This is a genomic window from Nostoc sp. DSM 114161 (genome assembly GCF_052692665.1).
The window spans coordinates 718,908-744,377 of sequence record NZ_CP195141.1; the positions used below are offsets into that span (position 1 = coordinate 718,908).

The 25,470-nt window shown below is 43.2% G+C and carries 24 protein-coding genes and 4 pseudogenes; 21 read left to right on the forward strand and 7 right to left on the reverse strand.

Annotated features, from left to right (window positions below; all coding sequences use genetic code 11):
• Window positions 1–32 precede the first annotated feature (32 nt).
• Window positions 33–305 carry a hypothetical protein gene (locus NSTC745_RS03160; protein ID WP_445635851.1) on the reverse strand — a complete coding sequence of 91 codons (273 nt, stop codon included), beginning with the start codon at window positions 303–305 and terminating at the stop codon, window positions 33–35.
• A 348-nt stretch (window positions 306–653) separates the two neighbouring features.
• On the opposite strand from NSTC745_RS03160, the gene NSTC745_RS03165 reads away from it, so the two are divergent.
• Window positions 654–806, forward strand: coding sequence for a hypothetical protein (locus NSTC745_RS03165; protein WP_445635852.1), 153 nt, complete (start codon window positions 654–656; stop codon window positions 804–806).
• An 81-nt stretch (window positions 807–887) separates the two neighbouring features.
• On the opposite strand, the gene NSTC745_RS03170 is transcribed toward NSTC745_RS03165, so the two are convergent.
• The 3 genes from NSTC745_RS03170 to NSTC745_RS03180 form a co-directional block, all read right to left on the reverse strand.
• Complete coding sequence (locus tag NSTC745_RS03170; protein WP_445635853.1) at window positions 888–3,347, reverse strand: two-partner secretion domain-containing protein; 2,460 nt, start codon at window positions 3,345–3,347, stop codon at window positions 888–890.
• A 155-nt stretch (window positions 3,348–3,502) separates the two neighbouring features.
• Window positions 3,503–3,829, reverse strand: coding sequence for a hypothetical protein (locus NSTC745_RS03175; RefSeq protein WP_445635854.1), 327 nt, complete (start codon window positions 3,827–3,829; stop codon window positions 3,503–3,505).
• Window positions 3,830–4,077: 248 nt separating this feature from the next.
• Entirely contained in the window at window positions 4,078–4,905 is an 828-nt protein-coding gene (locus NSTC745_RS03180) for a carbohydrate ABC transporter permease (protein ID WP_445635855.1), read from the reverse strand.
• A gap of 176 nt (window positions 4,906–5,081) precedes the next feature.
• On the opposite strand from NSTC745_RS03180, the gene NSTC745_RS03185 reads away from it, so the two are divergent.
• From NSTC745_RS03185 to folE, 5 genes are all read left to right on the forward strand, one after another.
• Window positions 5,082–5,780 (forward strand): aldehyde oxygenase (deformylating), encoded by a 699-nt coding sequence (locus tag NSTC745_RS03185; RefSeq protein WP_445635856.1) that lies wholly within the window; start codon window positions 5,082–5,084, stop codon window positions 5,778–5,780.
• A gap of 345 nt (window positions 5,781–6,125) precedes the next feature.
• On the forward strand, window positions 6,126–7,145 hold the full coding sequence (locus tag NSTC745_RS03190) for a long-chain acyl-[acyl-carrier-protein] reductase (protein ID WP_445635857.1): 1,020 nt from the start codon (window positions 6,126–6,128) through the stop codon (window positions 7,143–7,145).
• 184 nt (window positions 7,146–7,329) lie between these two features.
• A complete protein-coding gene (locus NSTC745_RS03195) occupies window positions 7,330–8,310 on the forward strand; it encodes an acetyl-CoA carboxylase carboxyltransferase subunit alpha (protein ID WP_445635858.1) in 981 nt (326 codons plus the stop codon).
• Window positions 8,311–8,669: 359 nt separating this feature from the next.
• Window positions 8,670–9,395: an SDR family oxidoreductase gene (locus NSTC745_RS03200; RefSeq protein WP_445635859.1), complete on the forward strand. Its 726-nt coding sequence runs from the start codon at window positions 8,670–8,672 to the stop codon at window positions 9,393–9,395.
• Window positions 9,396–9,514: 119 nt separating this feature from the next.
• The gene (folE, locus tag NSTC745_RS03205; protein ID WP_445635860.1) at window positions 9,515–10,222 is read left to right on the forward strand and encodes a GTP cyclohydrolase I FolE; all 708 of its coding nucleotides are present in this window, start codon (window positions 9,515–9,517) and stop codon (window positions 10,220–10,222) included.
• Window positions 10,223–10,380: 158 nt separating this feature from the next.
• Here folE and NSTC745_RS03210 read toward each other — a convergent pair whose 3' ends face one another.
• Window positions 10,381–11,013, reverse strand: a complete 633-nt coding sequence (locus NSTC745_RS03210; protein WP_445635861.1) for a phosphoribosylanthranilate isomerase — start codon at window positions 11,011–11,013, stop codon at window positions 10,381–10,383.
• A 120-nt stretch (window positions 11,014–11,133) separates the two neighbouring features.
• Here NSTC745_RS03210 and psaK point away from each other — a divergent pair, with 120 nt between their 5' ends.
• From psaK to NSTC745_RS03270, 12 genes and pseudogenes are all read left to right on the forward strand, one after another.
• Complete coding sequence (psaK, locus tag NSTC745_RS03215; RefSeq protein WP_445635862.1) at window positions 11,134–11,388, forward strand: photosystem I reaction center subunit PsaK; 255 nt, start codon at window positions 11,134–11,136, stop codon at window positions 11,386–11,388.
• A 302-nt stretch (window positions 11,389–11,690) separates the two neighbouring features.
• Complete coding sequence (locus NSTC745_RS03220; protein ID WP_445635863.1) at window positions 11,691–11,897, forward strand: hypothetical protein; 207 nt, start codon at window positions 11,691–11,693, stop codon at window positions 11,895–11,897.
• Between the two features lie 458 nt (window positions 11,898–12,355).
• A complete protein-coding gene (locus NSTC745_RS03225) occupies window positions 12,356–13,552 on the forward strand; it encodes a site-2 protease family protein (protein WP_445635864.1) in 1,197 nt (398 codons plus the stop codon).
• Window positions 13,553–13,995: 443 nt separating this feature from the next.
• The gene (gene der / locus NSTC745_RS03230) at window positions 13,996–15,357 is read left to right on the forward strand and encodes a ribosome biogenesis GTPase Der (RefSeq protein ID WP_445635865.1); all 1,362 of its coding nucleotides are present in this window, start codon (window positions 13,996–13,998) and stop codon (window positions 15,355–15,357) included.
• A 160-nt stretch (window positions 15,358–15,517) separates the two neighbouring features.
• Window positions 15,518–16,438, forward strand: coding sequence for an energy-coupling factor transporter transmembrane component T family protein (locus NSTC745_RS03235; protein WP_445635866.1), 921 nt, complete (start codon window positions 15,518–15,520; stop codon window positions 16,436–16,438).
• 151 nt (window positions 16,439–16,589) lie between these two features.
• Window positions 16,590–16,797 (forward strand): annotated as a pseudogene (locus tag NSTC745_RS03240) (chorismate-binding protein); the annotation flags it as partial.
• A 34-nt stretch (window positions 16,798–16,831) separates the two neighbouring features.
• Window positions 16,832–17,032, forward strand: a complete 201-nt coding sequence (locus NSTC745_RS03245) for a hypothetical protein (protein ID WP_445635867.1) — start codon at window positions 16,832–16,834, stop codon at window positions 17,030–17,032.
• A gap of 102 nt (window positions 17,033–17,134) precedes the next feature.
• Window positions 17,135–17,413: a transcriptional coactivator PipX gene (pipX, locus tag NSTC745_RS03250; protein WP_096536564.1), complete on the forward strand. Its 279-nt coding sequence runs from the start codon at window positions 17,135–17,137 to the stop codon at window positions 17,411–17,413.
• On the forward strand, window positions 17,410–18,078 hold the full coding sequence (locus NSTC745_RS03255; protein WP_445635868.1) for a YggS family pyridoxal phosphate-dependent enzyme: 669 nt from the start codon (window positions 17,410–17,412) through the stop codon (window positions 18,076–18,078). Before pipX ends, NSTC745_RS03255 begins: the two co-directional genes overlap by 4 nt.
• 385 nt (window positions 18,079–18,463) lie before the next feature.
• Window positions 18,464–19,072, forward strand: coding sequence for a cell division protein SepF (locus tag NSTC745_RS03260; RefSeq protein WP_445635869.1), 609 nt, complete (start codon window positions 18,464–18,466; stop codon window positions 19,070–19,072).
• 192 nt (window positions 19,073–19,264) lie between these two features.
• Entirely contained in the window at window positions 19,265–20,083 is an 819-nt protein-coding gene (gene proC, locus NSTC745_RS03265) for a pyrroline-5-carboxylate reductase (protein ID WP_445635870.1), read from the forward strand.
• Window positions 20,084–20,203: 120 nt separating this feature from the next.
• Window positions 20,204–22,873: a DEAD/DEAH box helicase gene (locus NSTC745_RS03270; protein ID WP_445635871.1), complete on the forward strand. Its 2,670-nt coding sequence runs from the start codon at window positions 20,204–20,206 to the stop codon at window positions 22,871–22,873.
• Between the two features lie 386 nt (window positions 22,874–23,259).
• On the opposite strand, the gene NSTC745_RS03275 is transcribed toward NSTC745_RS03270, so the two are convergent.
• Window positions 23,260–23,637 (reverse strand): hypothetical protein, encoded by a 378-nt coding sequence (locus NSTC745_RS03275; RefSeq protein WP_445635872.1) that lies wholly within the window; start codon window positions 23,635–23,637, stop codon window positions 23,260–23,262.
• A gap of 392 nt (window positions 23,638–24,029) precedes the next feature.
• Between NSTC745_RS03275 and NSTC745_RS03280 the strand changes: the two genes are divergently transcribed.
• Complete coding sequence (locus NSTC745_RS03280; RefSeq protein WP_445635873.1) at window positions 24,030–24,590, forward strand: hypothetical protein; 561 nt, start codon at window positions 24,030–24,032, stop codon at window positions 24,588–24,590.
• A 91-nt stretch (window positions 24,591–24,681) separates the two neighbouring features.
• On the opposite strand, the pseudogene NSTC745_RS03285 reads toward NSTC745_RS03280, so the two are convergent.
• Window positions 24,682–24,786 (reverse strand): annotated as a pseudogene (locus tag NSTC745_RS03285) (zinc finger domain-containing protein); the annotation flags it as partial.
• A 51-nt stretch (window positions 24,787–24,837) separates the two neighbouring features.
• On the opposite strand from NSTC745_RS03285, the pseudogene NSTC745_RS03290 reads away from it, so the two are divergent.
• Window positions 24,838–25,071, forward strand: a pseudogene (locus tag NSTC745_RS03290) (type II toxin-antitoxin system ParD family antitoxin); the annotation flags it as partial.
• Window positions 25,072–25,103: 32 nt separating this feature from the next.
• Window positions 25,104–25,421 (forward strand): annotated as a pseudogene (locus NSTC745_RS03295) (transposase); the annotation flags it as partial.
• Window positions 25,422–25,470 lie beyond the last annotated feature (49 nt).

Below are 25,470 nucleotides of genomic sequence, written 5' to 3' on the forward strand. Positions count from 1 at the left end.
TGCGATAAGCTGTTCCACTTGAAACTACGTTATTAAGGTTTACATACTTCCTGGCCATTCTGCATCCAGCAAACTTCTTTTAATTTAAGTTTAAGCTGCACGTTTAAGGCATTTTCTTCTGATATAGCATCATTTTGGCGTACAACACTGGACTCAACGTTGTTCAAGCTCTCACTTGATTCGTTTTGAATATCATCTGTTAACTGCTGTAATGGTTGAGAATCGATAATTTCCGAGTTATTCAGGCTTTCACTTGATTCGTTTTGAATATCATCTGTTAACTGCTGTGTGTTTTGGAAATTCATAATTTTCGCTCTCCTTGCAGATTGGTAGAGGTGTTAACTTATATTGTGATGTACTAAATTAACGTGATTTTGATTAGTACAGTTTCGTAAGGAAGAAATTGAAGATACAGAGTCTAGGGTGGCACGATCGCCTTAACTTTCTAAAGCTCTTGCGAACCTTCATAATTATGACTTCAGCTTGACTAGTAATAATTACGCATTCTTTAACAGAACTTCATATATTTTTATTGGATTTCCTTAAAGCATTCATGAATCTAGTTGGTAACTGTTGTTGATGCAACAAGAGTAATTGATACCTCCTCTAATCTCTCGCTGAGTAAAAGAGTAGACAAAATAAGGTGTACGCCTATGTTTGTTGTGTCGGTGTTGGAGATGAGAGAACAAGCATCCCATCCACACATGAGTTTGAGTACAAAGAGCGATCGCTCCTCTCAACCTCATAACCAACAAGCGATCGCTTGTTTCAAAGCGATTACAAGCAGCTTACATCTAAATTTCTAATCAATTTTTTATTTTTTATCAGAGTTTATAAACTTTCACTTCTGCACACAATTAATCAACGTTAGTCAACAAAGTGAATTTTTAATTAGCAGGACAAGATGCAGCCGCGAGCATCGAAGTATGAGGCATCCCAGCAGGTACTTCAGCAACCAAAACTACGTTACCATTGGCATCGAATATCCATCCTTGAGCTTCGACAATTTCACTAGGTTCGTTGACAGAATCCACTTTTCGTGATTCTTCTATATTGCGCTGCACTTGAATATTTTTATTCTCAATTCCCTCAGCGCGATTTTCAGTTTCTGGATTTAGTGTTATCCAATCTGCTAGCACTGCATCAGCTATCAACGGCTGTGTCGGATCGGCTGATGTTCCCCCGCGTCCAGTGTTAGTAAATGAACTCCTGGCTGCTGTCCCACCAGAACCACAACCAGCAGCAATTTCCTGGGAAGCGTCTACTAAATTTCTCGGTAGTTCCACTAATCCTTTACTGGGGTCTACATCTGGAGAATTGATTTGTACTGTGCCACCTAATGAAGGATTTTGTTGAGAAAATGCCGTGATGTCACTTGTTTGTAGGTTATTTGGGTTTATTTCTTGTGCATCTAACTTTTCTACATCTGCACGGGTACGGGGAAGAAATCCAAAGATGTTTTTAGTGGCGATCGCAATCTTACCACCAGACCCAGAGAAGGCATTGGCGGTGATATCGCTATTTCCAAAAAGCGGAGCGACAACAAAGCCATTAGGTGCATTGATGGTGATGTTACCACCAGTTTTATCACCCCCGGCGTTAGTCGATATTTGACTGTTACCGCGCATCAATAATAAGTCCTGCACCTGTAAGCTAATATTTCCGCCTTTACCTGATTCACTATTAGACGTGAGTTTTCCTTTATTGTCCAACACAATAGAGTTAGCAGTTATATCTAAATCGCCTGCTTTCCCTAAATTTTTTGGATCTCCTGCCACATAAATTACATTCTTTCGAGCTTGGCTGTTGACGGTTATTGCAGCTCCATCTTTGATAATCAATTGCCCTGTTCTTACCGTTAAGTTTCCTCCATTTCCAGGCCCTTCAGTCCTAGAAAACAAGCCGCTAACCCTAGAACCATTTGGTGAAGTTCCTATTAGTTCAATAGACTCAGAGGCGTTCACCGTCAACTTTCCTCCGTTTCCTGTAACTGGTATAAATTGGTTGAGACGAAAGAAATAAATACCCTCAGAACTTGTTGATATTCTTGCTCCTCCCTGAATACGCAACTTTCCAGTGTTGATTGTTATGTTGCCAGCATTTTGTCTACCATAAGTTTCACTAAATAAGCCGGTGGATACTATATCGCTACCATCTCGCAACAGAGGAACAGAGAAGCCGCCGATTAGTTCTACTGAATCTGACGCGTTTATAGTCAATTCCCCCGGTAGTCCTGAGCCAACACTGTAAATTGTTACTTGCGCTCCATCTTTAGCAATGAACTTATTAGTAGTGATTTTTATACTTCCAGAGTTTCCGGCGTTGGAAGTTCCAGTAGCCAAGAACGCGTTTTCTCCAAGTTCCACAGACTCCGAAGCGTTCACTTCCAAATTTCCTCCCGGTTGCATTCCGAAAGTAAAAGTAAAGATGTGCGAACCGTCATTTATCAGCACGCGTTTGCCTTGGAGGTGGATATTACCCCCACTTTGACCACTGGTATCTACTGTAGAGAAAGCTTTATCTAATTTGATGAATTCGATATTTTGAAAATTTTTAACGCCTTCGTATCTGAATGTCCAAGCTTGATTTATCGAACTGACGCTGACCAAACTATTAGGAGTAACGCTTCCTAATTCAATTCTTCCTGCCTTTGCAGTTAAATTTCCACCCTCTAGTGTTATGTCACCGCCGATTAGTGCTAACATTTTGCCTGGCTGCACCTGTAGACCAACACCTTGCCCAATGCTGTTAGTTGCACCTTTTGGACTTGCTTGGGATTGATTGCGAATGGGAGCCGCAGTCGCTCCAAATTCTAAGCCAATGGGAGCGGTTACTGTCAGCAATGGTGCAGATTGAGGAACTGTCGCACTAAATTTTGTACCATCAAAAAAATTTAAACTACTTGCCGTACTCGCTACAAATGAACCACCAATGTTTAAAGAAGCATTTTTACCAAAAATAATGCCGTTGGGATTAATCAAAAATAAGCTGGCGGTACCATTCGTTTTGATAATACCATCGATATTAGAAATGGAATTGCCAGTGACTCGGCTGATAATGGTGTGAGTATCTATTGGATTGTTAAAATACGCTGTAGTTCCTCCAGAGACAGAAAACTTGTCAAAGCTGTGGAACAAGTTTTTCCCACGAATTGCTCCGCCATCAATCTGGTCTATGGACTGACCATCAATTAACTTTGGTGTAACGATTGAATTTTCAACTCCAAGGGTGTCATCCTGTTGAATTTGGGCTAAAGCAAAACTCTCACAGTAAGTGAGTACTCCAGCAATTGCTAGAGTACTCACTATACCTAATTCCCAGTACCAAATGCTTCGATTTTGAGACATTATCAACTTGCGCTCAAAAAATCAGAGTCACTGACTAGGATAAACTTTTTACAGTACAAAAACTAAAGTATTAAAAGAGAATTCAGAATTCAAAATTCAGTAGTATCAAATACCCAACTGACTCCTGACTCCTGAATTCCTTGTTGTTAAATTATTTAACAGTTACAACCTAACTGGCTACCAGTTGAAGGGCAAGGTATACACCATGCTTTTTTAACTAACACGATTTCTTCTTTTGGAGTTGTTGGGGTTGTTGCTAATAAAGCATTAGGTTGCTGTTCATCAACTGCATCATCAGATTTGAGTTGATTGGGGTCAAGATTAAACTGCCAATAAACTCTCAAAACTCTATCTTCAAGTATGCCGTACTTTTCAAGTAGTGAGTTGAAGTCAGCGTTTTTTAGGGTTTCATCAAATTTTTCCTGAATCTCGTTTTGTAACTGTTCTAATCTTTGAGGGTCTAAGATGGGTTGAGAACTCATAAAGGCTTGGGTTCCTGAATGGAATATGTATATTTATTGGTTCAGCTTGGCCTGTAAGAATTACGCACGCTGTAATAAAAGTTGACATTTTTCTCGTGGATTTCCATTAAGTACTGCGATCGCATGTCGATGCAATGGGATTGACTACAGTGGGGAGATGACGGAGACAAAGGAGACAAGGAGAATAATTCTTAACTTCTAACTCCTAACTCCTAACTCCTAACTTTTCACTCAACACTCCCCATTTCCTAATTCTTAATCCCTGTGGTAGCAATACCCTGAATAAACTGACGCTGACCAATCAAAAATAATACTATTACTGGAACTGTGGCTATTGTTACTGCTGCCATCATCAAAGGCCAATTATTTGTAAATTGCTCCTGAAATTCAGCTAACGCTAACTGCACAGTCCTTAATTCCGGTCGTGTGGTAAACACCAATGGCTTAAACAAATCATTCCATTCGCCGATGAAGGCGAACAAAAATAGTGTCACTAACGCCGGACGGGCTAGAGGTAACATTACTCGCCACAAAATTTGCAGTCGGTTCGCCCCGTCTATGGCTGCGGCTTCTTCTAACTCCAAGGGAATTGTCTGGAAATATTGACGTAACAAGAAAATACCGAAGCCGTTAACCGCAGTGGGTAAAATAAGCGCCCCATAGGTATTTATCAGGTGTCCCCACTTCAATACCAAAAAAATTGGAATTACCAACAATTGAAAGGGAATCACCAAAGTGGCCAAAACAACCAACAGCAGTGCTTGGCGTCCGCGAAACTTCAGCCGTGCGAGGGCGTAACCAGCTAAAGCAGAAGTGAGAATCTGAAAGGCTGTCACAGCGATCGCTACCAAGGTAGAATTAGCAAACGCGAGTAAAAATTTCCCTTGCTGCCATGCAGCTTGGTAATTTGCTAAAGACCAGTTATTTTCGGACAAATCTTCCGCAGTAGCAACTGTTGGTGCAAAGGAGGTGAGAAAGACCACAAACAGCGGTAGTAGAACGATAAATGCTCCTAGCAGTAACACTACTAGGCTCAAAAAATCACCAGATTTGAAATTCCAGTTTGGTTTTGACATGAGTTGCAAAGCATTACATTTGTTTCTTTAGTACTAGAGCATCGACCCCAGCAACAGCTAATCTATAAACATAGTTATTTGTTAAGTTAAATTAAACCACAATGATTATTACCCTCTGTTCTTGGGGTAAATTGAATCCTGGTGTCAAATAATTCTTTTACAGGAGAAAACATACCATGCAGCAGCTTACAGACCAATCTCATGAAATTGATTTCCACAGCGAAAAATACAAAGACGCCTATAGCCGGATTAATGCCATCGTCATTGAAGGGGAACAAGAAGCCCATGAGAATTACATCCAACTAGCTCAACTGCTGCCAGAATCTGAAAAAGAATTGATTCGTTTATCTAAGATGGAAAGTCGGCACAAGAAAGGATTTGAAGCTTGTGGACGCAATTTACAAGTGACTCCAGATTTGCAATTTGCCAAGGAATTTTTCTCTGGATTACACCAAAACTTCCAAACAGCCGCCGCCCAAGGCAAAGTCGTCACTTGTTTATTGATTCAGTCTTTGATTATTGAATGTTTTGCGATCGCAGCATACAACATCTACATCCCCGTTGCTGATGACTTTGCCCGTAAAATCACTGAGGGCGTAGTAAAAGATGAATATAGCCATCTCAACTTTGGAGAAGTCTGGCTAAAAGAAAACTTTGCTCAATCAAAGGCGGAATTAGAAGAAGCTAATCGTCAAAACCTCCCACTTGTTTGGAAAATGCTCAACCAAGTAGCTGATGATGCCAAAACTTTAGCAATGGAAAAAGAAGCTTTAATAGAAGACTTTATGATTCAGTACGGTGAAGCATTAGGTAACATCGGTTTTAAAACTTTCGAGATTATGCGTCTGTCAGCCCACGGACTCGCAGCCGCTTAAAAAAGTTAAAAGTGAGGAGTTAGGAGTTAAGAGTGAGGAGTTGGGAGTTAAGCGTTAGAAAGCTTGAACTGACAAAATTATCAATCTTGAACTTTAAACTGCTAACTCACACCCGATTCTGATGTGAATTAAAAAATCACATTGTTCCATAAGGATTTACAAGCTGGAACAAAACCGTCATTTTGGAATCATCAACAAAATTGAAAGCTTTTCAACTCTTAATTCACATTAGACGTAACTCCTAACTTTAAACTCCTCACTCCTAACTCTCAACTTTTAACTCTCAACTCTCAACTTTTAACTCATTTCACGCGCTCAAGACAGCACAAGGCTAATAATCATTACATGTTTGGTCTAATTGGACATCTGACTAGTTTAGAACACGCTCAAGCGGTAGCTCAAGAATTGGGATACCCAGAATATGCCGATCAAGGGCTAGACTTTTGGTGCAGCGCCCCGCCACAAATTGTCGATAATATCACTGTTACCAGTGTCACCGGACAGAAAATTGAAGGACGCTATGTAGAATCTTGCTTTTTGCCAGAGATGCTAGCTACCCGTCGCATCAAAGCCGCAACCCGCAAAGTGCTTAACGCTATGGCACACGCACAAAAGCATGGCATTAATATTACGGCCTTAGGCGGATTTTCCTCGATTATTTTTGAAAATTTTAAATTGGAACAATTTAGCCAAGTCCGCAACATCAAACTAGAGTTTGAACGCTTCACTACAGGAAATACCCACACTGCTTATATTATTAGTCGGCAGGTAGAAGAAGCATCAAAACAGCTAGGAATTGAACTCTCAAAAGCAACAGTCGCCGTATGTGGCGCAACGGGCGATATTGGGAGTGCAGTTACGCGCTGGCTAGATGCAAAAACAGATGTCCAAGAACTTCTGCTAATAGCCCGCGACCAAGAACGCCTCAACGAGTTGCAAGGTCAACTGGGACGAGGAAAAGTCATGAGTTTGACTGAAGCACTACCCCAAGCTGATATTGTAGTTTGGGTTGCTAGTATGCCCAAAGGCGTGGAAATTGAACCTACCGTTTTAAAACGACCATGTTTGTTGATTGATGGTGGTTATCCTAAAAATTTAGCAACAAAAATTCAGCATCCCGGCGTACACGTGTTAAATGGTGGAATTGTAGAGCATTCTCTGGATATTGACTGGAAAATTATGAAAATCGTCAATATGGACGTACCAGCACGCCAGTTGTTTGCTTGTTTTGCCGAATCTATGTTATTGGAATTTGAGAAGTTGTACACGAACTTTTCATGGGGGCGCAATCAGATTACCGTAGACAAAATGGAGCAGATTGGTAGGGTGTCGGTGAAACATGGATTTAGACCGTTGTTGGTTTAGTCATTAGTCATTGGTCATTGGTCATTGGTCATTGGTCATTGGTCATTAGTCATTTGCTTTACACAAAGGACAAAGAACAAAGGACAAATGACAAATGACAAAAGACAAAGGACAAAGGACAAACGACAAATGACAAAAGACAAATTACGAAAAATAGATAGTTCTTAACTCATAACTCCTAACGATGGCAACTACTGAACGTAAACCGCTACTGTTGGATTTTGAAAAACCTCTAGCTGAACTTGCAACTCGAATAGATCAAATTCGGCAACTTGCTGAAGAAAATGGCGTCGATGTTTCTGGTCAAATTCGTCAACTAGAAACACGTGCCATGCAACTGCGTGAGGAAATTTTTAGTAGTTTATCCCCATCCCAGCGATTGCAAGTCGCTCGTCATCCGCGCCGTCCTAGTACTCTCGATTACATCCAGGCAATTAGTGATGAATGGATGGAGTTGCATGGCGATCGCACTGGTGGTGACGATCCAGCTTTAGTTGGTGGTGTCGGGCGTCTCGGCGGACAACCCGTAGTCATGTTGGGTCATCAAAAGGGTCGCGATACCAAAGACAATATTGCCCGTAACTTTGGTATGCCTTACCCTGGCGGCTATCGTAAAGCTTTGCGGTTGATGGAACACGCCAATAAGTTTGGGATGCCGATTTTAACTTTTATCGACACTCCGGGGGCTTGGTCTGGGGTGGAAGCCGAACACCAAGGTCAAGGGGAAGCGATCGCTTATAACTTGCGGGAAATGTTTTGCTTGGATGTGCCAATTATTTGCACAGTCATCGGTGAAGGTGGTTCCGGTGGCGCACTCGGTATTGGTGTCGGCGATCGCCTACTGATGTTTGAACACTCAGTTTATACCGTCGCTACCCCCGAAGCCTGTGCTGCAATTTTGTGGAAAGATGCTGCCAAAGCACCACAAGCCGCCGTAGCTTTGAAAATTATTTCCCACGACTTGAAAAATTTAGGAATTATCGACCAGATATTACCTGAACCCATTGGTGGCGCTCATGCCGACCCCTTGAAAGCTGCTACCACCCTCAAGCAAGTACTGTTGGAAAATTTGGAAGAACTTAACCGTTTAACTGCTGCCGAACGCCGACAACTGCGTTACGAAAAATTCCGCAAAATTGGTGTTTTTACAGAGGTTGCACATTAACAGCAGTGCATAATGATTAATTAGCCTAGTAGCAATGCTATAATTGCCTATGGTGCTTAAAGATTTTTAACAATCTCATGAGCCATAGGCATTCGCATGTTTGGCAAACCTACTCAATTATATTGAGTGGCTCTTGTATTATTAAGTAATTAACTTTGAGTCTACAGGGTGAATTCTCAGGCGATGATTTGTAGTCTTTACTGAGAAAACCCACAATATACTAGCTATTGCACTGCATAATAGCAGTTGCTCTATGACAATCATCGTATTTTTAGATTCCTTTAATCTATCAAAGCTCAAAATTCAGAATAATTGGGTGGTAATAGGCTTGGGGAATTGCCAAAAAATTGGGAGACACCATGAGTGCTGAGCAAAAACGACGCGCCTTGATTACTGGCGCAAGTAGTGGGATTGGGAAAGCAACGGCTTTAGCCTTTGCAAAGGCAGGAATAGATGTAGCCTTAGTCAGCCGCTCTTTAGAAAAATTGGAGGCAGTCAGAGAAGCCTTAGAGCATAGTGGGGTGGAAGCGAAAGCTTACGCTTTAGATTTAGGGCAAATCTCCCAAGTACGAGAAAAAATCCAAGCGATCGCCCAAAACTTTGGTGATATAGATATTTTGGTAAACAATGCTGGCATAGGATACACAGGTAGTTTAAGTGAAACTCCCCTCTCAGATTGGCAGCAAGTAATTGACCTTAATCTCACCAGTGTGTTTGAGTGTATTACGGGAATATTGCCATCAATGCGCGATCGCGGCAGAGGCACAATTATCAACATCGCCTCCATTGCCGCCAAGCAAGCATTCCCCTATTGGGGAGCATACAACGTCAGCAAAGCCGGTTTGTTATCCCTTTCTCAAACCTTGGCACAAGAAGAACGCGATCGCGGCATTCGCGTCACAGCCATTTGTCCTGGTGCTGTCAATACCGAAATTTGGGACACACAAACAGTCAAGGTCGATTTAGACCGTTCCAAAATGTTAAACCCGGAAACTATAGCCGAGTTAATTCTCCACACAGTTTTGTTACCACAACAGGCAGTTATCGATGAATTAACCATAATGCCCAGTGCAGGCGCACTCTAATTTGTCATTTGTCATTTGTTCTTTGTCCTTCGTCCTTTGTCTAAAGCAAACGATCGATGACCAATGACCAATGACCAATGACCAATGACCAATGACTAAACCATAACCCAGACTCAATCATGACTATCGCTAGTTCCAACGGTTCTAATTACTCTCAATCGCCTTTAATTTCCGACTTAGCAGAAGCCATCACTCCAAGACCAGATCGCAACACCCACAACGGGAGACAACCAGATGTGTTCCCACCCAAAGAGGAACAGATGGAGCAAATGATGGATGCCGTGCGAGCGCTAATATTGGGCGTTGGAGAAGACCCAGAACGCGAAGGACTCCTGAAAACTCCCAAACGAGCAGCCGAGGCAATGCGGTTTCTGACTAGCGGCTACAACCAATCCCTCGAAGAACTCGTGAACGATGCCATCTTTGACGAAGGACATAACGAGATGGTACTAGTCCGAGATATTAATTTCTTTAGTCTGTGCGAACATCATATGCTGCCATTTATGGGTAGAGCGCACGTTGCTTATATTCCCAATCAAAAAGTTGTGGGACTGAGCAAACTAGCCCGGATTGTCGAGATGTACTCCCGCCGATTGCAAGTACAGGAGAGACTAACCCGCCAAATTGCCGAAGCAATTCAGACCATTCTCGAACCTCAAGGCGTCGCCGTTGTCATGGAAGCCACCCATATGTGCATGGTGATGCGGGGAGTGCAAAAACCAGGTTCTTGGACTGTTACTAGCGCAATGGTTGGTGTATTTCAAGAAGAACACAAAACCCGCGAAGAACTCTTTAACTTGATTCGTCACGAACCAACTTTCATTTAGGGAATGGGGCATTGGGCATTGGGCATGGGGCATAGAGAGGTGTGGGAGGTCTGGGAGGAAAGGGAGGTGTGGCAAGAAATCTTTCCCCCCACACTCCCCACACTCCCCCATCTCCCCATCTCCCCCTGCCCCCCCTGCTCCCCTGCTCCCCCATCTCCCTACTCCCTGCTCCCTAGCCGCTCAAATAAGAGTGCTACCTTATCTAAATCCTTATCTCCAGGTGCGCGTTCCACGCCACTAGATAGGTCAATGCCGCTAGGATTTACCTGACTCAAAGCTTGGATAATATTATCTGTTGTTAGCCCCCCAGCTAAAAACCAAGGGCGATTGGGACTATATTGCTGTAGCATTGTCCAATCTAAGGTTTTGCCTGTACCGCCCAGTTGTTGAGGATGGTAAGCATCGAGTAGTAAAGTATCTACGTAATTTGTGTAATCAGATGTTGTCTGAAGATGCTCAAGACTGCGAATTCTGAATGCTTTCAGGATTTCGATATTGGGCAAGGCTTGGCGTAATTGGTTGCAAAATTCTGGCGATTCATCACCGTGTAACTGAACGCCAGTTAATCCAGAATCAACAACTATTTGCTTGATTTCGCTAATGGTAGCGTTGGCAAAAACGCCAATCTTGTCAATATTTTCTGGTAATTGGGCGATCGCTGCTTGAATTTGGGATGTAGTCACATAGCGAGGTGAAGTAGGCACGCAAATAAATCCTAGTGCCGTTGCGCCAAGAGAGGCGATCGCTATAGATTGCTCTGGTTGAGTAATACCGCAAATCTTAACGCGCATCAAAATTTCACAAATTTAAAACAATCATCAGAAAAGTCTAAACTATCTCAAAAACTTTTGCGCCTGGTAACTTTATAATCTTGTAGGTCTACATTAACCTTCTATTTAGGAGACAAAAGCTTGATTTCATCTACTTTATTAGCAGTGGCGGCATCTGTTCCTCCAACACCGGGTTGGACTCCCGCAGTAGGAATCATTATCAGCATTAGTAGCCTGGTAGTTCTTTTGCTAAGTACTAGGATTGAAAAACCCTTAGTTGGCCCCAAACTCCCTATTCTGCCCGTCAGTATTCCAACATTCATCGCAGCGATGGCTTTTGGTCATGTTATCGGCGTTGGCATTGTTTTAGGGCTAACTAACATCGGCCGTCTGTAGGTTTGACATTATAGAAGCCTTGCTTCTAACGTTGCATTAACAATTCTGGTTCTTTCTCCGGCAAGAAGAACGAGCGAGCATCAGCTAGTCAGCCTTGCTGTAGTTGCTTTAACTCAAGAGGGAAGTACTAATCCTTCCTTAGAGAGAATTCAACTAGTTTACCAGCGAAGGATTTATGTAGCTTGAGGGACGGGATTATTCCCCGATCTCGGACTCAATGAGTTAATTCATGCAGGAGAAAGAACCACAATCTTATCAATACTATTAGCAGTCCAAGTTACCGTACCCAGAACTTCCACACAATGGAACTGGAATATAGTGCTGATGAAGGTTGGCGCTTTGCTGTGTATTTTGATTATTCTCAGACAATTCGCTATCCCCGTCTGGGGTCTAAGATGCCTTTGCCTTTCCCATCGCTGTTGAATAATTCCAGTGTCTCTACATTCCTGGTAGCGAGCGATGAGCGAAAGCCACTCGATCGGTATTGGCACGATTTTGGCATTGACTAAGTATCGGCATTATTTAAATTTGATTTTTCCATCTGATTGGTGAAGATAAGGGCAGTGGAGAGTGGGAAGATGGGGGAGCAGGGGGGCATAGAGAGATGTGGGAGATGGGGGAGTGTGGGGAGTGTGGGGGGATGGGGGAGTGTGGGGGGTAAAGAGAATTTATGCTTCCCTCTCCTCCCTCTCCTCCCACACCTCCCACACCTCCCACACCTCCCACACCTCTCTATGCCCCATACCCCATGCCCCATTCACCCACTCCCCACTTTTGCTCGCAGGCATTAATTGTCTATTCTAGAAATTGGAGCATTTGATAACTGAGCATCATTGAATTGATGCTTAGAAGATGTATAGCTAAAAAGCCTTTCAAAGCTATTGCCTGTTGCCTGTTATATTTACCAAAATTTACGAAAAATTACGGTGTAGGAGCTATTGGAAATATTTAGTTTTAGGACAATGTAATGCAAACAAATTGGAAAATAGGGTCTTTGTTTGGAATTCCTCTGTTTTTAGACCCGCTGTGGTTTGTGATTTTAGGGTTGGCAACTCTGAATTTTGGGGTAGCTTACCAAGAATGGGGGAATGTTATAGCTTGGAGTGCCGGAATAGTTATGGCACTGCTGCTATTTGGTTCGGTGTTGTTACATGAATTGGGCCACAGCTTAGTAGCCCGATCGCAAGGGATTAAAGTTAACTCTATTACTCTGTTTTTGTTTGGCGGCATCGCTGCTATTGAAGAAGAATCTAAAACTCCAGCACAAGCTTTTCAAGTAGCGATCGCTGGCCCTGTGGTGAGTATCGTACTCTTTTTCCTGCTACGCTTGGTAGCCACTGTTTTACCTGATACTAGTACGATCGGTATGATGGTGGAAGATTTGGCAAGAATTAACTTAGTTTTGGCGCTATTTAACATGATTCCCGGTTTACCTCTAGATGGAGGGCAAGTGTTAAAAGCAGCACTATGGCAAGTAACAGGTAATCGTTTCCAAGCCGTACACTGGGCTGCAAGAGCCGGTCAAATTTTGGGTTACAGCGCGATCGCCTTAGGATTTGCTATAGATTTCTTCACCAGAGAGTTAGTACTTGGTTTGTGGGTTGCCCTGTTGGGTTGGTTTGCTGTCCGCAACGCTAACAGCTATGACAACGTGACCACATTGCAAGAAAGCTTGTTAAAGGTCGTGGCCGCCGATGCCATGACCCGCGATTATCGAGTAGTTGATGCCGACCAGACATTGCGTTCCTTTGCCGATTTATACCTATTGGAAACAGCCCCCTTACAAGTTTATTTTGCTGCTTCTGATGGACGTTACCGGGGTTTGGTTTCCATCGACGATTTGCGTTTAATTGAAAGAAGTCAATGGGAAACTCAAACTGTACGCAACATTGCCCGTCCCTTGACAGAAATACCTCATGTTAGCGAGTCTACCCCTCTAGCTGAGGTAATTAACAAACTAGAAAATCAGCAATTACCTTGGATTACCGTACTTTCTCCTGCTGGTGCTGTAGCTGGTGTGATTGACAGAGGAGATATTGTACGAGCGTTAGCACAAAAATTAAATTTGCGGATCGCGGATGCTGAAATCAACCGTACCAAACAAGAAGGTAGTTATCCGCCTGGGTTACAACTTGGGTCTATTGCTAAATCCATTGAAAATTAAGTGTCACACCTTCGTCATAGTTTTGCAATGGATTTGTCAAAAACCTGTGTGATATTTGATCTGGTATTTGGTTACAAAATGCTTTTTTTGGGTTCGAGGTAGGGTGACCTACCTTTTTTTATTGGCAGGGAAAAGGGTAAGGGAGAAAGGGGAAAGCGGAAGGGGGAAAGGGAAAAGGGGAATGGAAAGAAAAACCTTTACTCTTCAACCTTTATATGAATTCTCTAAAAAATGAGTACAGATAATGAGGCGGGGACACGCAAGACGTAGGCAGTTGGAGATTGATTAGTGGTGAGACTATTAATATTACTGTTTCCCTTTCCCCTTTCCCCTTTTCCCTTTCCCCCTTTCCCTTTCCCCTTCCCCTTTTCCCTTTCCCCCTTCCCCCTCCCTCATATAATGTAAGTATGTGATATACTACGTCTCTTACTTACCCTGGTTTTATGGGACTGCCAATTGTTGCTATTATCGGACGCCCAAATGTGGGCAAATCTACCCTGGTTAATCGTCTCGCCGGGGAACAAACGGCGATTGTCCATGATGAACCGGGGGTGACGCGCGATCGCACTTATATGGATGCTTACTGGCGCGATCGCGAATTTTTAGTGGTAGACACCGGTGGTTTAGTTTTTAATGATGATACGGAATTTTTACCACTGATTCGCCAACAAGCAATGACAGCGCTCTCTGAAGCGAGTGCTGCTATTTTTGTAGTCGATGGTCAAACAGGCCCCACATCCGCAGACCAAGAAATCGCTACTTGGTTGCGCCAGCAACCCGTACCCGTGCTGTTAGCTGTCAATAAATGTGAATCTCCAGAACAAGGCTTAATCCAAGCCGCTGAATTTTGGGAATTGGGATTGGGCGAACCTTATGCCATCTCAGCGATTCATGGCAGCGGCACTGGAGAGTTACTCGATGAGTTAATTAATCACATACCTCTTGTTGGAGAAATCCCAGAAAGTAACGAAATCAAAGTAGCAATTGTGGGACGCCCGAACGTGGGCAAATCGAGTTTACTCAATGCTTTTGTGGGCGAAGAAAGAGCAATTGTCAGCCCGATTTCCGGTACAACCCGCGATGCAATTGATACCGTTGTCGAGCGAGACGGGCAAACCTATCGCTTAATTGACACCGCCGGCATTCGCAAAAAGAAACAAATAGAATACGGCACAGAATTTTTTAGTATTAACCGCGCCTTCAAAGCAATTCGCCGCGCTGACGTGGTTTTATTAGTACTAGATGCCTTGGATGGAGTCACAGAGCAAGACCAAAAATTAGCTGGGCGGATTATTGACGAAGGTCGAGCTTGCATCATCGTAGTTAATAAGTGGGATGCTGTGGAGAAAGACTCTTACACAATCTACGACTACGAAAAAAGTCTGCAAGCGCGGTTACATTTTACCGAATGGGCAGAAACAATTTTTGTGAGTGCCTTGTCAGGACAAAGGGTAGAAAAGATTCTAGATTTAGTAAACACGGCGGCGGAATCTCACAAACGCCGAGTCAGCACCTCAGTTATTAACGAAGTATTAACAGACGCTGTGAGTTGGCATTCACCGCCAGCATCCCGCAGTGGGCGTCAGGGCAAGATTTATTATGGAACACAAGTCAGTAGCCAACCGCCAACCATCGCCTTATTTGTCAACGACGCCAAACGGTTTAACGACAACTACCGCCGCTACATTGAGCGCCAATTCCGGGAACAGCTAGGATTTAAAGGTAGCCCCATTCGTTTGCTTTGGCGGAGTAAAAAAGTTCGTGATGTTGAAAGTGGTAGTGTTAATCGAGCAACACGCGTGTAATCAAGTTAGGAGTTATGAGTTAGGAGTTATGAGTTAAAGCCAAAATTGCTAACTATACAACCCTATCGACTTGAGTTTGATAGCGGCAGAAGGCGAGATCTATGAGTTAAAGTCAAAACTCGTAACTCCTCACTCCTAATTCTTAATTCCTAACTTTAAAATGGATTTACTGCGATCGCTACCACTTGGACTTTATTTAGAACAACCCCAAACTTGGTTGCATAAAATCGATCCGCGAGTCAAGTTTGCCTGGTTGATGAGCTTTTTAACCAGCTATGTATTAGCAAACAACTTATGGCGGGTGCTGTTGGTGGTAATATTGATTATTGCTACCTTATTTGCAAAGATTCCCCGACGAGTATGGCGGCAACAAATGGGTTGGCTGTTAATGCTATCATTTTTCGTCTTAGCGATCGCAGCCGTTAGCCCCGATGCAATGGGTGTAGATTATCAGCCACGCCTACCAGCAAACGAACAAATATTAACCCAGCCAGCAAACTCCAATAATATAGCTCCAGAAGAAACAACCAAAGGGGAAAAATACAGCTACGTGCTATTTCATAAAGGCCCAGTCAGAGTAACTCGCCGCTCTTTGGAATTAGGAGTTAGTCTGAGTTCGATTATATTTACCGTAATTTACAGCACCAATCTGTATCTACTGACAACCGCACCAGAAGAAATTACATCTGGCATAGAAAGCTTAATGCAGCCCCTACGGCGTTTCAAGTTGCCCGTTACAGAAATTGCTTTAACTTTAACTTTATCTTTGCGCTTTATTCCCTTAGTTTTAGAAGAAGTACAAAACTTATTCCGTTCTGTAATGACAAGGGCAATCAATTGGAAAAAGCTGGGATTAAAAGGAGCATTTAAGGTTTGGATGACAGTAGCACAGAGATTGTTAGATAATCTCCTCTTGCGAGCCGAACAAATGGCAAATGCAATGATGGTGCGGGGTTTTACCAGTCCCAACGAACATCGAGTCCAGTGGCACGACTTACGATTAAAAGGCCTTGACTGGCTTGCTATTGCAACTTTAGTCTTATTCTGGGGAATACGGCTAGCTGTAGGAACTAAAGTCTAATTTGCCAGGCTAGGCTACGATGTTGTATGGTAAATTGAACAGTTCCCCTCTACAAAAAATTGATCCCCTGCCATTTACTGTAGCTTTTTGGTAGGAACCAGATTGTTTTGCCGTTTTAGATCGCGCCGAACAAATTCTTTGGTTAGCTGTGGGCACAATTACAGGTTGTCCCAAAATCCGCTGCATGGAAATTATCGAAGAACTAGAACCCGTGCAGTGCAGCTTATTCTACGGTTACTGCGGCTATTTAGATTGGCGCGGGAATTGTTGCAGATACCGATCCTGAGAGAGAATGGTATGAATCTCTGCACAAAGCTCAAGCACAATTGACAGCACTGAAAATGCTGAATAATCAATAAGGGAATGGGGAATGCCCCATGCCCTGTTTGGCCAATGCCCATTCACGTTAAGTTATTTTGCTCCATTAGGCGACAGTTGTGGCAGTATGGAAAGAAGTTAGAAAGTTGGCCTGGTAGCCGTTGGGAAGTTTATCGGGTGTTTTCTCTGCCAGTCCAAGCTTTTAACAACTTTCGCCTCACTACCGTTAGCTTCAGAAGCCGATTAAAAACTAGATCGAGGTCTTCAAAACCATAGTTTCGCATTTTAAGAAAATATTCTGACGAATGTTGGTATTATCGTCTGAATGTTTGGAATGAACTGCGAAAGCACATACATATCTCCCACCTTGACTATTCAATGAATCCAGAAAACGCAGAAACTTACATAAATCATCCAACTTGGGGTTTGCTTTACAAGATCTGTATGGTTGATGAAAACCAGGATCTATTCACTACACTTTATGCCCAGCGTTTATTTTTTTTGGTGGCAAATGACATTAAAGGTGTTAAGTTCCAGCCTATAGGACGGACTGAAGCTAGAATGATGTTGGAAAATCGCTTACGTACCCTGCGTCGCACTGGTCAATCTCAGGAGTACGATCAGCTTCAGAGTGTTTTCCAACGCACCTTCCAATGAGCAGTTCGATTCACGAACGTATTGTTTCCATTCGCTCCTCGCTGCCAACTTCAGTCAGATTGATTGCTGTTAGCAAGCAAGTTCCTGTTGAGGCGATTCGCTGTGCCTATGCCGCAGGAATTCGTGATTTTGGGGAGAGCCGTATCCAAGAAGCCACCATCAAACAAGCCCAGTTGCAAGACTTACCGGATGTTACTTGGCACTTTATTGGACATTTGCAAAGCAATAAAGCTAAAAAAGCCATTGAACAATTCCACTGGATTCACTCCGTAGATAATTTAAAGCTGGCAGTGCGCTTAGAACAATTGGCGCAACAGCTAGGAGTGAGTCCCCAAGTTTGCTTGCAAGTGAAAATTCTTCCCGATCCTAACAAGTCGGGTTGGACTGTACCAGAACTTTTATCAGATCTACCCGCTCTCAATCAATGCAAAACTTTACAAATTCAAGGTTTGATGACAATTCCACCTTCAGGATTGGACGATGCCGAAATTCTGAGCGTGTTTAATCGATGTCGCGAACTGGCAAAAGAAATCCAAGAGCAAAACTGGCCGCAGATAAAAATGCAGCAGTTGTCTATGGGTATGTCAGGCGACTACGAACTGGCAGTGCAAGCAGGCGCAACGATGGTGCGATTGGGAACTATCTTATTTGGCGATCGCCTTTAGCATACTAGTGTCAAGCTGATTCTTGAGTATTAATTAAAAGATCGGGATTTGATGACAACAATTTTGTAACAGACTGGTGCAATTGGAAACAAAGGATATAGTATTGACAAGAGCAATCGCCAAGTAAAATTTGGGTAAAAAGAACTTTCCTTTGGACAAACCTTAGGATATAATCTTGACTCATTATTATGTTTAGGCGATGTACAGGCCTTGCTAAAAGTGTCCGTTCATCGCCAAACCTCGTAGTATAGGCTACAAATAGCAATATATTTGCTGAAGTATCCACCCATGTAGCGATGCCTACGGTGGGCTGCGCCTACGCAGATGGCTAAATTAATCCTTTAAGCCAAGTCAATACCGACTATTCGCACCAGGAGAGTACAAAATGAACAACATATTTTCCAAACTCAGGGACTTTGTAGGTCTAAATGAGCAAGTGGAATACGAGTATTACGAAGAAGAACCAGATACGGACAATAATTACCAAAATCTGTATCAGCAAGAAAATCCCCAACCAGTGCCACAAGAAGCCCCAGCAACTCAAAATCGACGTTGGCGGGAACCAGTGCCTACAATGGGAGAAGAGATAGCAGCAGCAGGTTCAAAGCCAATGGGGAATGTGATTGGTATGCCAGGAGCAATTAACGGAATTTCGGAAGTTTTAGTACTCGAACCACGCACCTTTGAAGAAATGCCTCAGGCAATTCAAGCGCTGCGAGAACGCAAGTCAGTGGTATTAAACCTGACAATCATGGACCCAGATCAAGCTCAGCGAGCAGTAGATTTTGTAGCAGGTGGTACTTACGCCTTAGATGGACATCAAGAGCGCATCGGTGAGAGCATCTTTTTGTTTACGCCAAGCTGCGTACAAGTTAGTACCCAAGGTGGAGTTCTTCATGAAGTACCACAACCGCCAGCCCGTCCTTCTCGCCCCGCAAGTTCTTCATCTACAAATCAAAGTTGGGGCAGCGAACCTAACCGGATGGCACAATAAAGTTAAATTAGTCTTTTGTCCTCTCCTACAAAGTTAAGCCACTGCCCTGGACGGGTTTCCCAACTGAAAGCAAGTGGCCTTTGATAGTCGCAAACCTTCACCCAGACTTTGCGCTTTGTCCTTTGTTAGTTAACAATAAACTAATGACGAATGACAAATGACCGATGACAAATGACTAATGATTAATGACTAATGACTATTAAATTTGGCTTAATTGGTGGTGGGGTAATGGGAGAATCGCTGTTATCCCGCCTTATCGCCCTTGGAATTTATCAATCCTCAGAAGTCATAGTTAGCGAACCGCTACCCTCACGGCAGGAATTTTTAAAACAGCACTACAATGTCGCTGTCACAACTGATAGTAGCCAGGTTTTCACCCAAGCAAAAGAAGTAGTGTTTTTGGCAGTGAAACCCCAGGTATTTAGTACTATCGCTCAAGAATTAGCTGATATTCATATTCTGAATATAGAACACCCACCATTGATTATTTCTATCTTAGCGGGTGTTTCTTTAAGTCAGTTAGAAGGTGCATTTGTCCAATTGCCTGTAATCAGAGCAATGCCCAACACTCCAGCAACGGTGGGAGCAGGAGTTACCGCGATTTGTTCGGGTGCATATACCAACCAGAAGCATTACCAAATAGCACATAAAGTTTTTTCTGCTGTGGGTGAAGTCGTAGAAGTTTCAGAAATTTTGATGGACGCAGTTACAGGGCTATCTGGTAGCGGCCCGGCTTACGTAGCGCTGTTGGTAGAAGCGCTGGCTGATGGCGGAGTAGCCGCAGGTTTACCCAGAGTCATTGCCAATCAGCTAGCCTTGCAAACTGTACTGGGAACAGCAAAACTATTGCAAGAAACCAAAATGCACCCAGCAGAACTCAAAGATCGCGTTACCAGTCCAGGTGGTACAACAATCGCCGGGATTGCCCAACTAGAAAAGGCAGGATTTCGCTCAGCTTTAATTGAAGCAGTAAAAGCAGCTACACAGCGATCGCAAGAACTGGGAAAATAAATAAGAGTCATTTGTCATTAGTCATTGGTCATTAGTTTTAGACAAAGGACAAATGACTAATGACTAATGACTAATACCCAACGTTAGTATAGTAAACAGTCTGGTTGCAAATGTGATTGAGTGAATTATCCCGCGCCATCTCCTGAACTTGACCTGAGGTCAATATTTCCCTTTGAACTGGATCGGTTCCAGAAAGATGCGATCGCATCTCTCAACGCTGGACGTTCCGTAGTTGTATGTGCGCCTACAGGTTCGGGCAAAACATTAGTAGGGGAATACGCTATTTATCGCGCCCTGTCGCGAGGAAAACGTGTGTTTTACACTACTCCCCTGAAGGCGCTGTCGAATCAAAAATTACGTGATTTTCGAGAAAAATTCGGGTTCGATCTGGTGGGACTGTTAACTGGAGATGCTTCCATTAACAGGGATGCGCCCATTTTAGTGATGACCACAGAAATTTTCCGAAATATGCTCTATGGTACGCCCATTGGGCAAGTTGGAATTTCGTTAGTGGACGTTGACGCAGTGGTGCTGGATGAGTGCCACTACATGAACGATCGCCAACGCGGTACAGTTTGGGAAGAATCAATCATCTACTGTCCCCGTGAAGTTCAACTGGCAGCCCTTTCGGCAACGGTAGCCAATAGCGATCAACTCACGGATTGGCTCAATCGCGTCCACGGGCCAACAGACCTGATTTACTCGGATTTTCGCCCAGTACCTTTGGAATTCCACTTTTGTAATGCCAAAGGCTTGTTTCCGCTGCTGAATGACAGCAAAACCAAAATTAACCCCCGTCTGGCTAATCGAGGCAAAAGAAGACAAGGCGATCGCACAAAAGCTGGTAGACCAGAGGCTCCTGGTATAATTTATACCTTGAACCACTTGCAGCAACGGGATATGCTACCAGCCATTTACTTTATCTTCAGCCGTCGGGGATGTGATAAAGCAGTGGCAGAAGTGGGCGATTTATGGCTGGTAAATAATGAAGAGTCCCAAATTTTACGGGAACAAATTGATGAGTTTTTAAACCGCAATCCTGAGGCGGGACGTTCTGGACAAATTGCTCCCCTGTATCGAGGAATTGCCGCCCACCACGCCGGGATTTTGCCTGCATGGAAAGCACTGGTAGAAGAATTATTTCAGCAGGGGCTGATTAAAGTTGTATTCGCCACCGAGACACTGGCAGCGGGAATTAATATGCCCGCCCGAACAACGGTAATTTCCACCCTTTCCAAGCGTACTGATACTGGACACCGCTTGCTGAACGCTTCGGAATTTCTGCAAATGGCGGGACGGGCAGGGCGCCGGGGAATGGATAAACAAGGGCATGTGGTGACTGTACAAACTCCCTTTGAAGGAGCCAAAGAAGCTGCGTATTTGGCCACATCCAAGCCAGATCCGCTAGTCAGCCAGTTTACGCCGAGTTATGGTATGGTACTCAACTTACTGCAAACTCATACCATAGAACAAGCTAGGGAACTGATAGAACGCAGTTTTGGGCAGTACATGGCGACTTTGCATTTAAGGCCAGAATACGATGAAATTGCCGAATTGCAAGCGCAATTAGCCCAATTGCAGGAACAAATCGCCGCCGTCGATGAAAATGAACTGGCTGTTTATGAGAAATTGCGGCAACGGTTAAAAGTAGAACGCCAGATATTGAAAACCCTGCAAGAACAAGCGCTTTCAGATAGACAAGAACAATTGGCGATGATGTTGGGCTTTGCAGTGTCGGGAACTCTGTTGAGTCTCAAAGGTAAAAATATCCCAGTGTCTACACCTGTAACCGCAGTGTTAGTGGGAAAAACGCCCGGTGGTGACGCTCCTTACTTGGTATGCTTGGGACACGATAACCGTTGGTATGTGGCAACTACAGCAGATGTAGTCGATTTGTATGCCGAACTGCCGCGAGTTGAAGTGCCACCAGAAGTTCTACCGCCAGCAGAAATGCCGTTAAAGCCGGGACAGCCAGTTCTTGGCGGTCAAGAAACATTTGCGATCGCCACCCAAATCCCCAATCCGGTAGAGTCTTTGTATATGGCACCAGAGGTAGCCGAACAACTCAGTCGCGTTACCGCCATCCAAGAGCAAATAGAAGCTCATCCCGTACATCAATCAGGAAATGCCGGAACGATTTTCAAACGCCGCGCCCGCTATGTCGAACTAGAAGCCGAACTCGAAGAGTTGCAAGGAGTAGTAGAGCAACAGTCCCAACGTCATTGGGAAGAGTTTCTCAATTTAATTGCAATTCTCCAACACTTTGGCGCATTGGATAACCTAGTACCCACACAACTAGGGCAAATTGCTGCTGCCATTCGTGGGGAAAATGAATTGTGGCTGGGTTTAGTATTCGCTAGCGGCGAACTGGACAATTTAGATCCGCACCATTTAGCGGCGGCGGCGGCGGCTTTGGTGACAGAAACTCCACGTCCAGATAGTAAGGTTAACTTTGACCTCAGTAATGAAGTCACAGAAGCCTTGGCAAAATTGCGGGGAATCCGTCGTCAAATGTTTCAACTGCAACGACGTTATAACGTAGCATTACCTATATGGTTGGAGTTTGAATTAATTGCCCTAGTGGAGCAATGGGCGCTGGGTATGGAGTGGACAGAACTGTGTAACAACACCAGTTTGGATGAAGGTGACGTGGTGAGAATTTTACGGCGAACGTTGGATTTATTATCGCAGATACCCCACGTTCCCAATTTACCAAACTCTTTCCAGCGTAATGCTTATCGGGCAATGCAACTGATTGATAGATTCCCTGTGAATGAAGTGATTGAGTGAAGTAGACGCGGGGACATAGCAACGCCGAAAAATTAATCTCTTCGTCTTTATATATCTCCGTCCCCGCGTATTCTTCCCCTGGTTGTAATTAAAAATGCTTTTTTTGGTTTGTATACTTTTTACCAAATTTAGGATAAGTAGTATTGTTTGGAATTCCTGGAATAGCTTTGTAATTAAGACTTTTAATCCAAAACCGTTCGACTGAGCGACTTGTGCCGAGCGTACCCCTTCGGGGAAGCAAGGCTGGGCGTAGCGCCTCGTAGAGAAGTCGAGGTAAGCCGAAGTCCAAAATCTCAAATCCAAAATTGGTACACTTATGCAAACTATTGGGACGTTGTTAACAGTTTAATAGAAGTTATTGCGATCGCCATCGAAACTTTTCAAGTCTAATACACCAAGTTTCCAGTACCCTGCAACTGACGTAAAGAATTTATGCAATACGGACAGTCGCAACCAAATAATTTAATTGCTGCATCGCTTTCCTCATCGGTAAAGTTCAACATAGCAATATTTTGATCTGACATTGATGTGACAATGGTTGCGGAACGTTGTTGAGAGGTATAAGGGAGCTTTCTCTCAGAATCTCGAATGCATATAAAATCTTTTCCACCATGTGGGTTAGTGATACAGGTACGGCCGTCTTGTGTGTGCATTAATCGCTGAGTAATACTAGCATGGGCGGGATGAAATACTCCCAAGGTGGACATCAGCGAAGCAAAAATTGTGGAACTGGAAAGCAAATTAAGTATTAGTTTTCTGTTCATCGTTTTCCCAAGAAATAATGTTTCTGAACGCTAAGGCTATCCGATTAATAGTTAGAGGTCAAGTGACCTTTTATCTATTTTGATCTCTACAATCAAAAATTTACCAGATTTTTAAGTCCAAACCTGTAAGAACAGTGGACTAAAGACTTGAGACAAGTATTTTTGCTCACCATTGAGCAATTTCAAGTTAGACGATATGAAGATGGCGCGTTGGGCTGTGCCACAACTCACTCTATTATTGTTTAATCTTAAATTAAGTTGGGCTGTTTGACTGAATCTATTTTGTATTTTATTATTCCCAGCTTTTGTACTTTTCTATCTATAAAATGCGTAATTTGATACTAAAAATGGGTATTACAAATAAGTGTTTGAGATTACATAGGTTTGTAATTATGATTTTAGGCTTTAGAAAAATTAGTGCCGTGTGTGCTGTGTTTTTATTAGTTAGCCCTAGCAGCTTTCCTCAGTCAGCAGTAGCCACTGTTAACAATCAAACTCAACTGATAGCGCAAGGACAAGCTAAAATCCAATCACATCCAGTTTTTAAGTCTATTTTGCCTAAATTAAAGCAAAAAACTCAAATCAACATTCTATTACCGAAGTTTATTCCTGAATCGGATGGGGAAAACCCGATTTACGCGATTATAGAAACTGCTAGTCAAAAAAAGTACGATATCTTACTTGGTTTTAGCCCTGACTGTAATGGTGGAACTGCTTGCCGTTTGGGTGTGCTTTCTGCTGAAGCGGTAACCCAGAAAACGCCTCGCCTCGCCGGTAAACGCGTGTCTTTAGCTAAAGGTATCACTGGCTATTTTGTGGATTTTAGTTGTGGTGCTAATTGTTCAGATGCTACCTTGACTTGGCGACAACAGAGCGTGCAATATACTGTGGGATTGAAAGCAGGCGATCGCGCTTCTTTGGTGAAAATGGCTAATTCTGCGATTAATCCCTAAATCGTCAAGGGAACTCCAAAAAATAAACAATAGCTTCAGGTAGTTGACCGCTGGCTGTGAACAGTCAACGGTTAATTGTATGAGTAGTTAGTTAAAATTCTCCCGCTAAAGCTGCAACACAACGATCGCAAATTAGCGGATGTTCTTTTGATTCTCCCACATGGGTCGAGTAGTTCCAACAGCGATCGCTTTTTCTTGTTTGTGGCAAGAATATTTGCTACTTTTAAACTAAAAAGCATGAAAAGCCATGCTTAACGTTGAGAAAATTAGTGTTGCTCTCACAGCAGAAATGGCTGCTTTTGTCCGTGATGTGGTGGAGTCTGGCGAATATACCAGCAGCAGTGAAGTTATCCGCGAAGCACTACAGGACTGGAAGCAAAAACGTCTGTTGCAGTTGCAGAATATTGATGAAGTACGTCATCTTTGGCAAGAAGGAATTGACAGTGGTGCTGGGCAGTATACAGATATTGAAGCTATTAAACAAGAAGCCCGTAGACGTTTAGGTCAATCTCAATGTATATCCCTGAAAAAGATGAACTTGACTCAATTACTAAAACAGAATTTAGGGAACTTCATTCAATACATTGGGGTATTGAATCTTACCACAAAGCTATTAAACAAGTATGTGGTATTGGAAAATTTATGGTAAGAACAACTGAGGCAATTAAAACCCATTTTTTTAGTGCGATTCCAGCTTTTACGCAATTAGAATTAATGCGCTCCGAAGAGTTAATTGAAAGTTGGTATGAAATCCAAAGGAATCTATCTCTTCAAGTGGCTCGTGACTTTATCTTAGAACACTTAACGCAAAAGTGTAACTTGACTGCATAGTATCAATTTTCTGTCAATGCGTAAGTCCTAACCAATACGATTCGGTTAA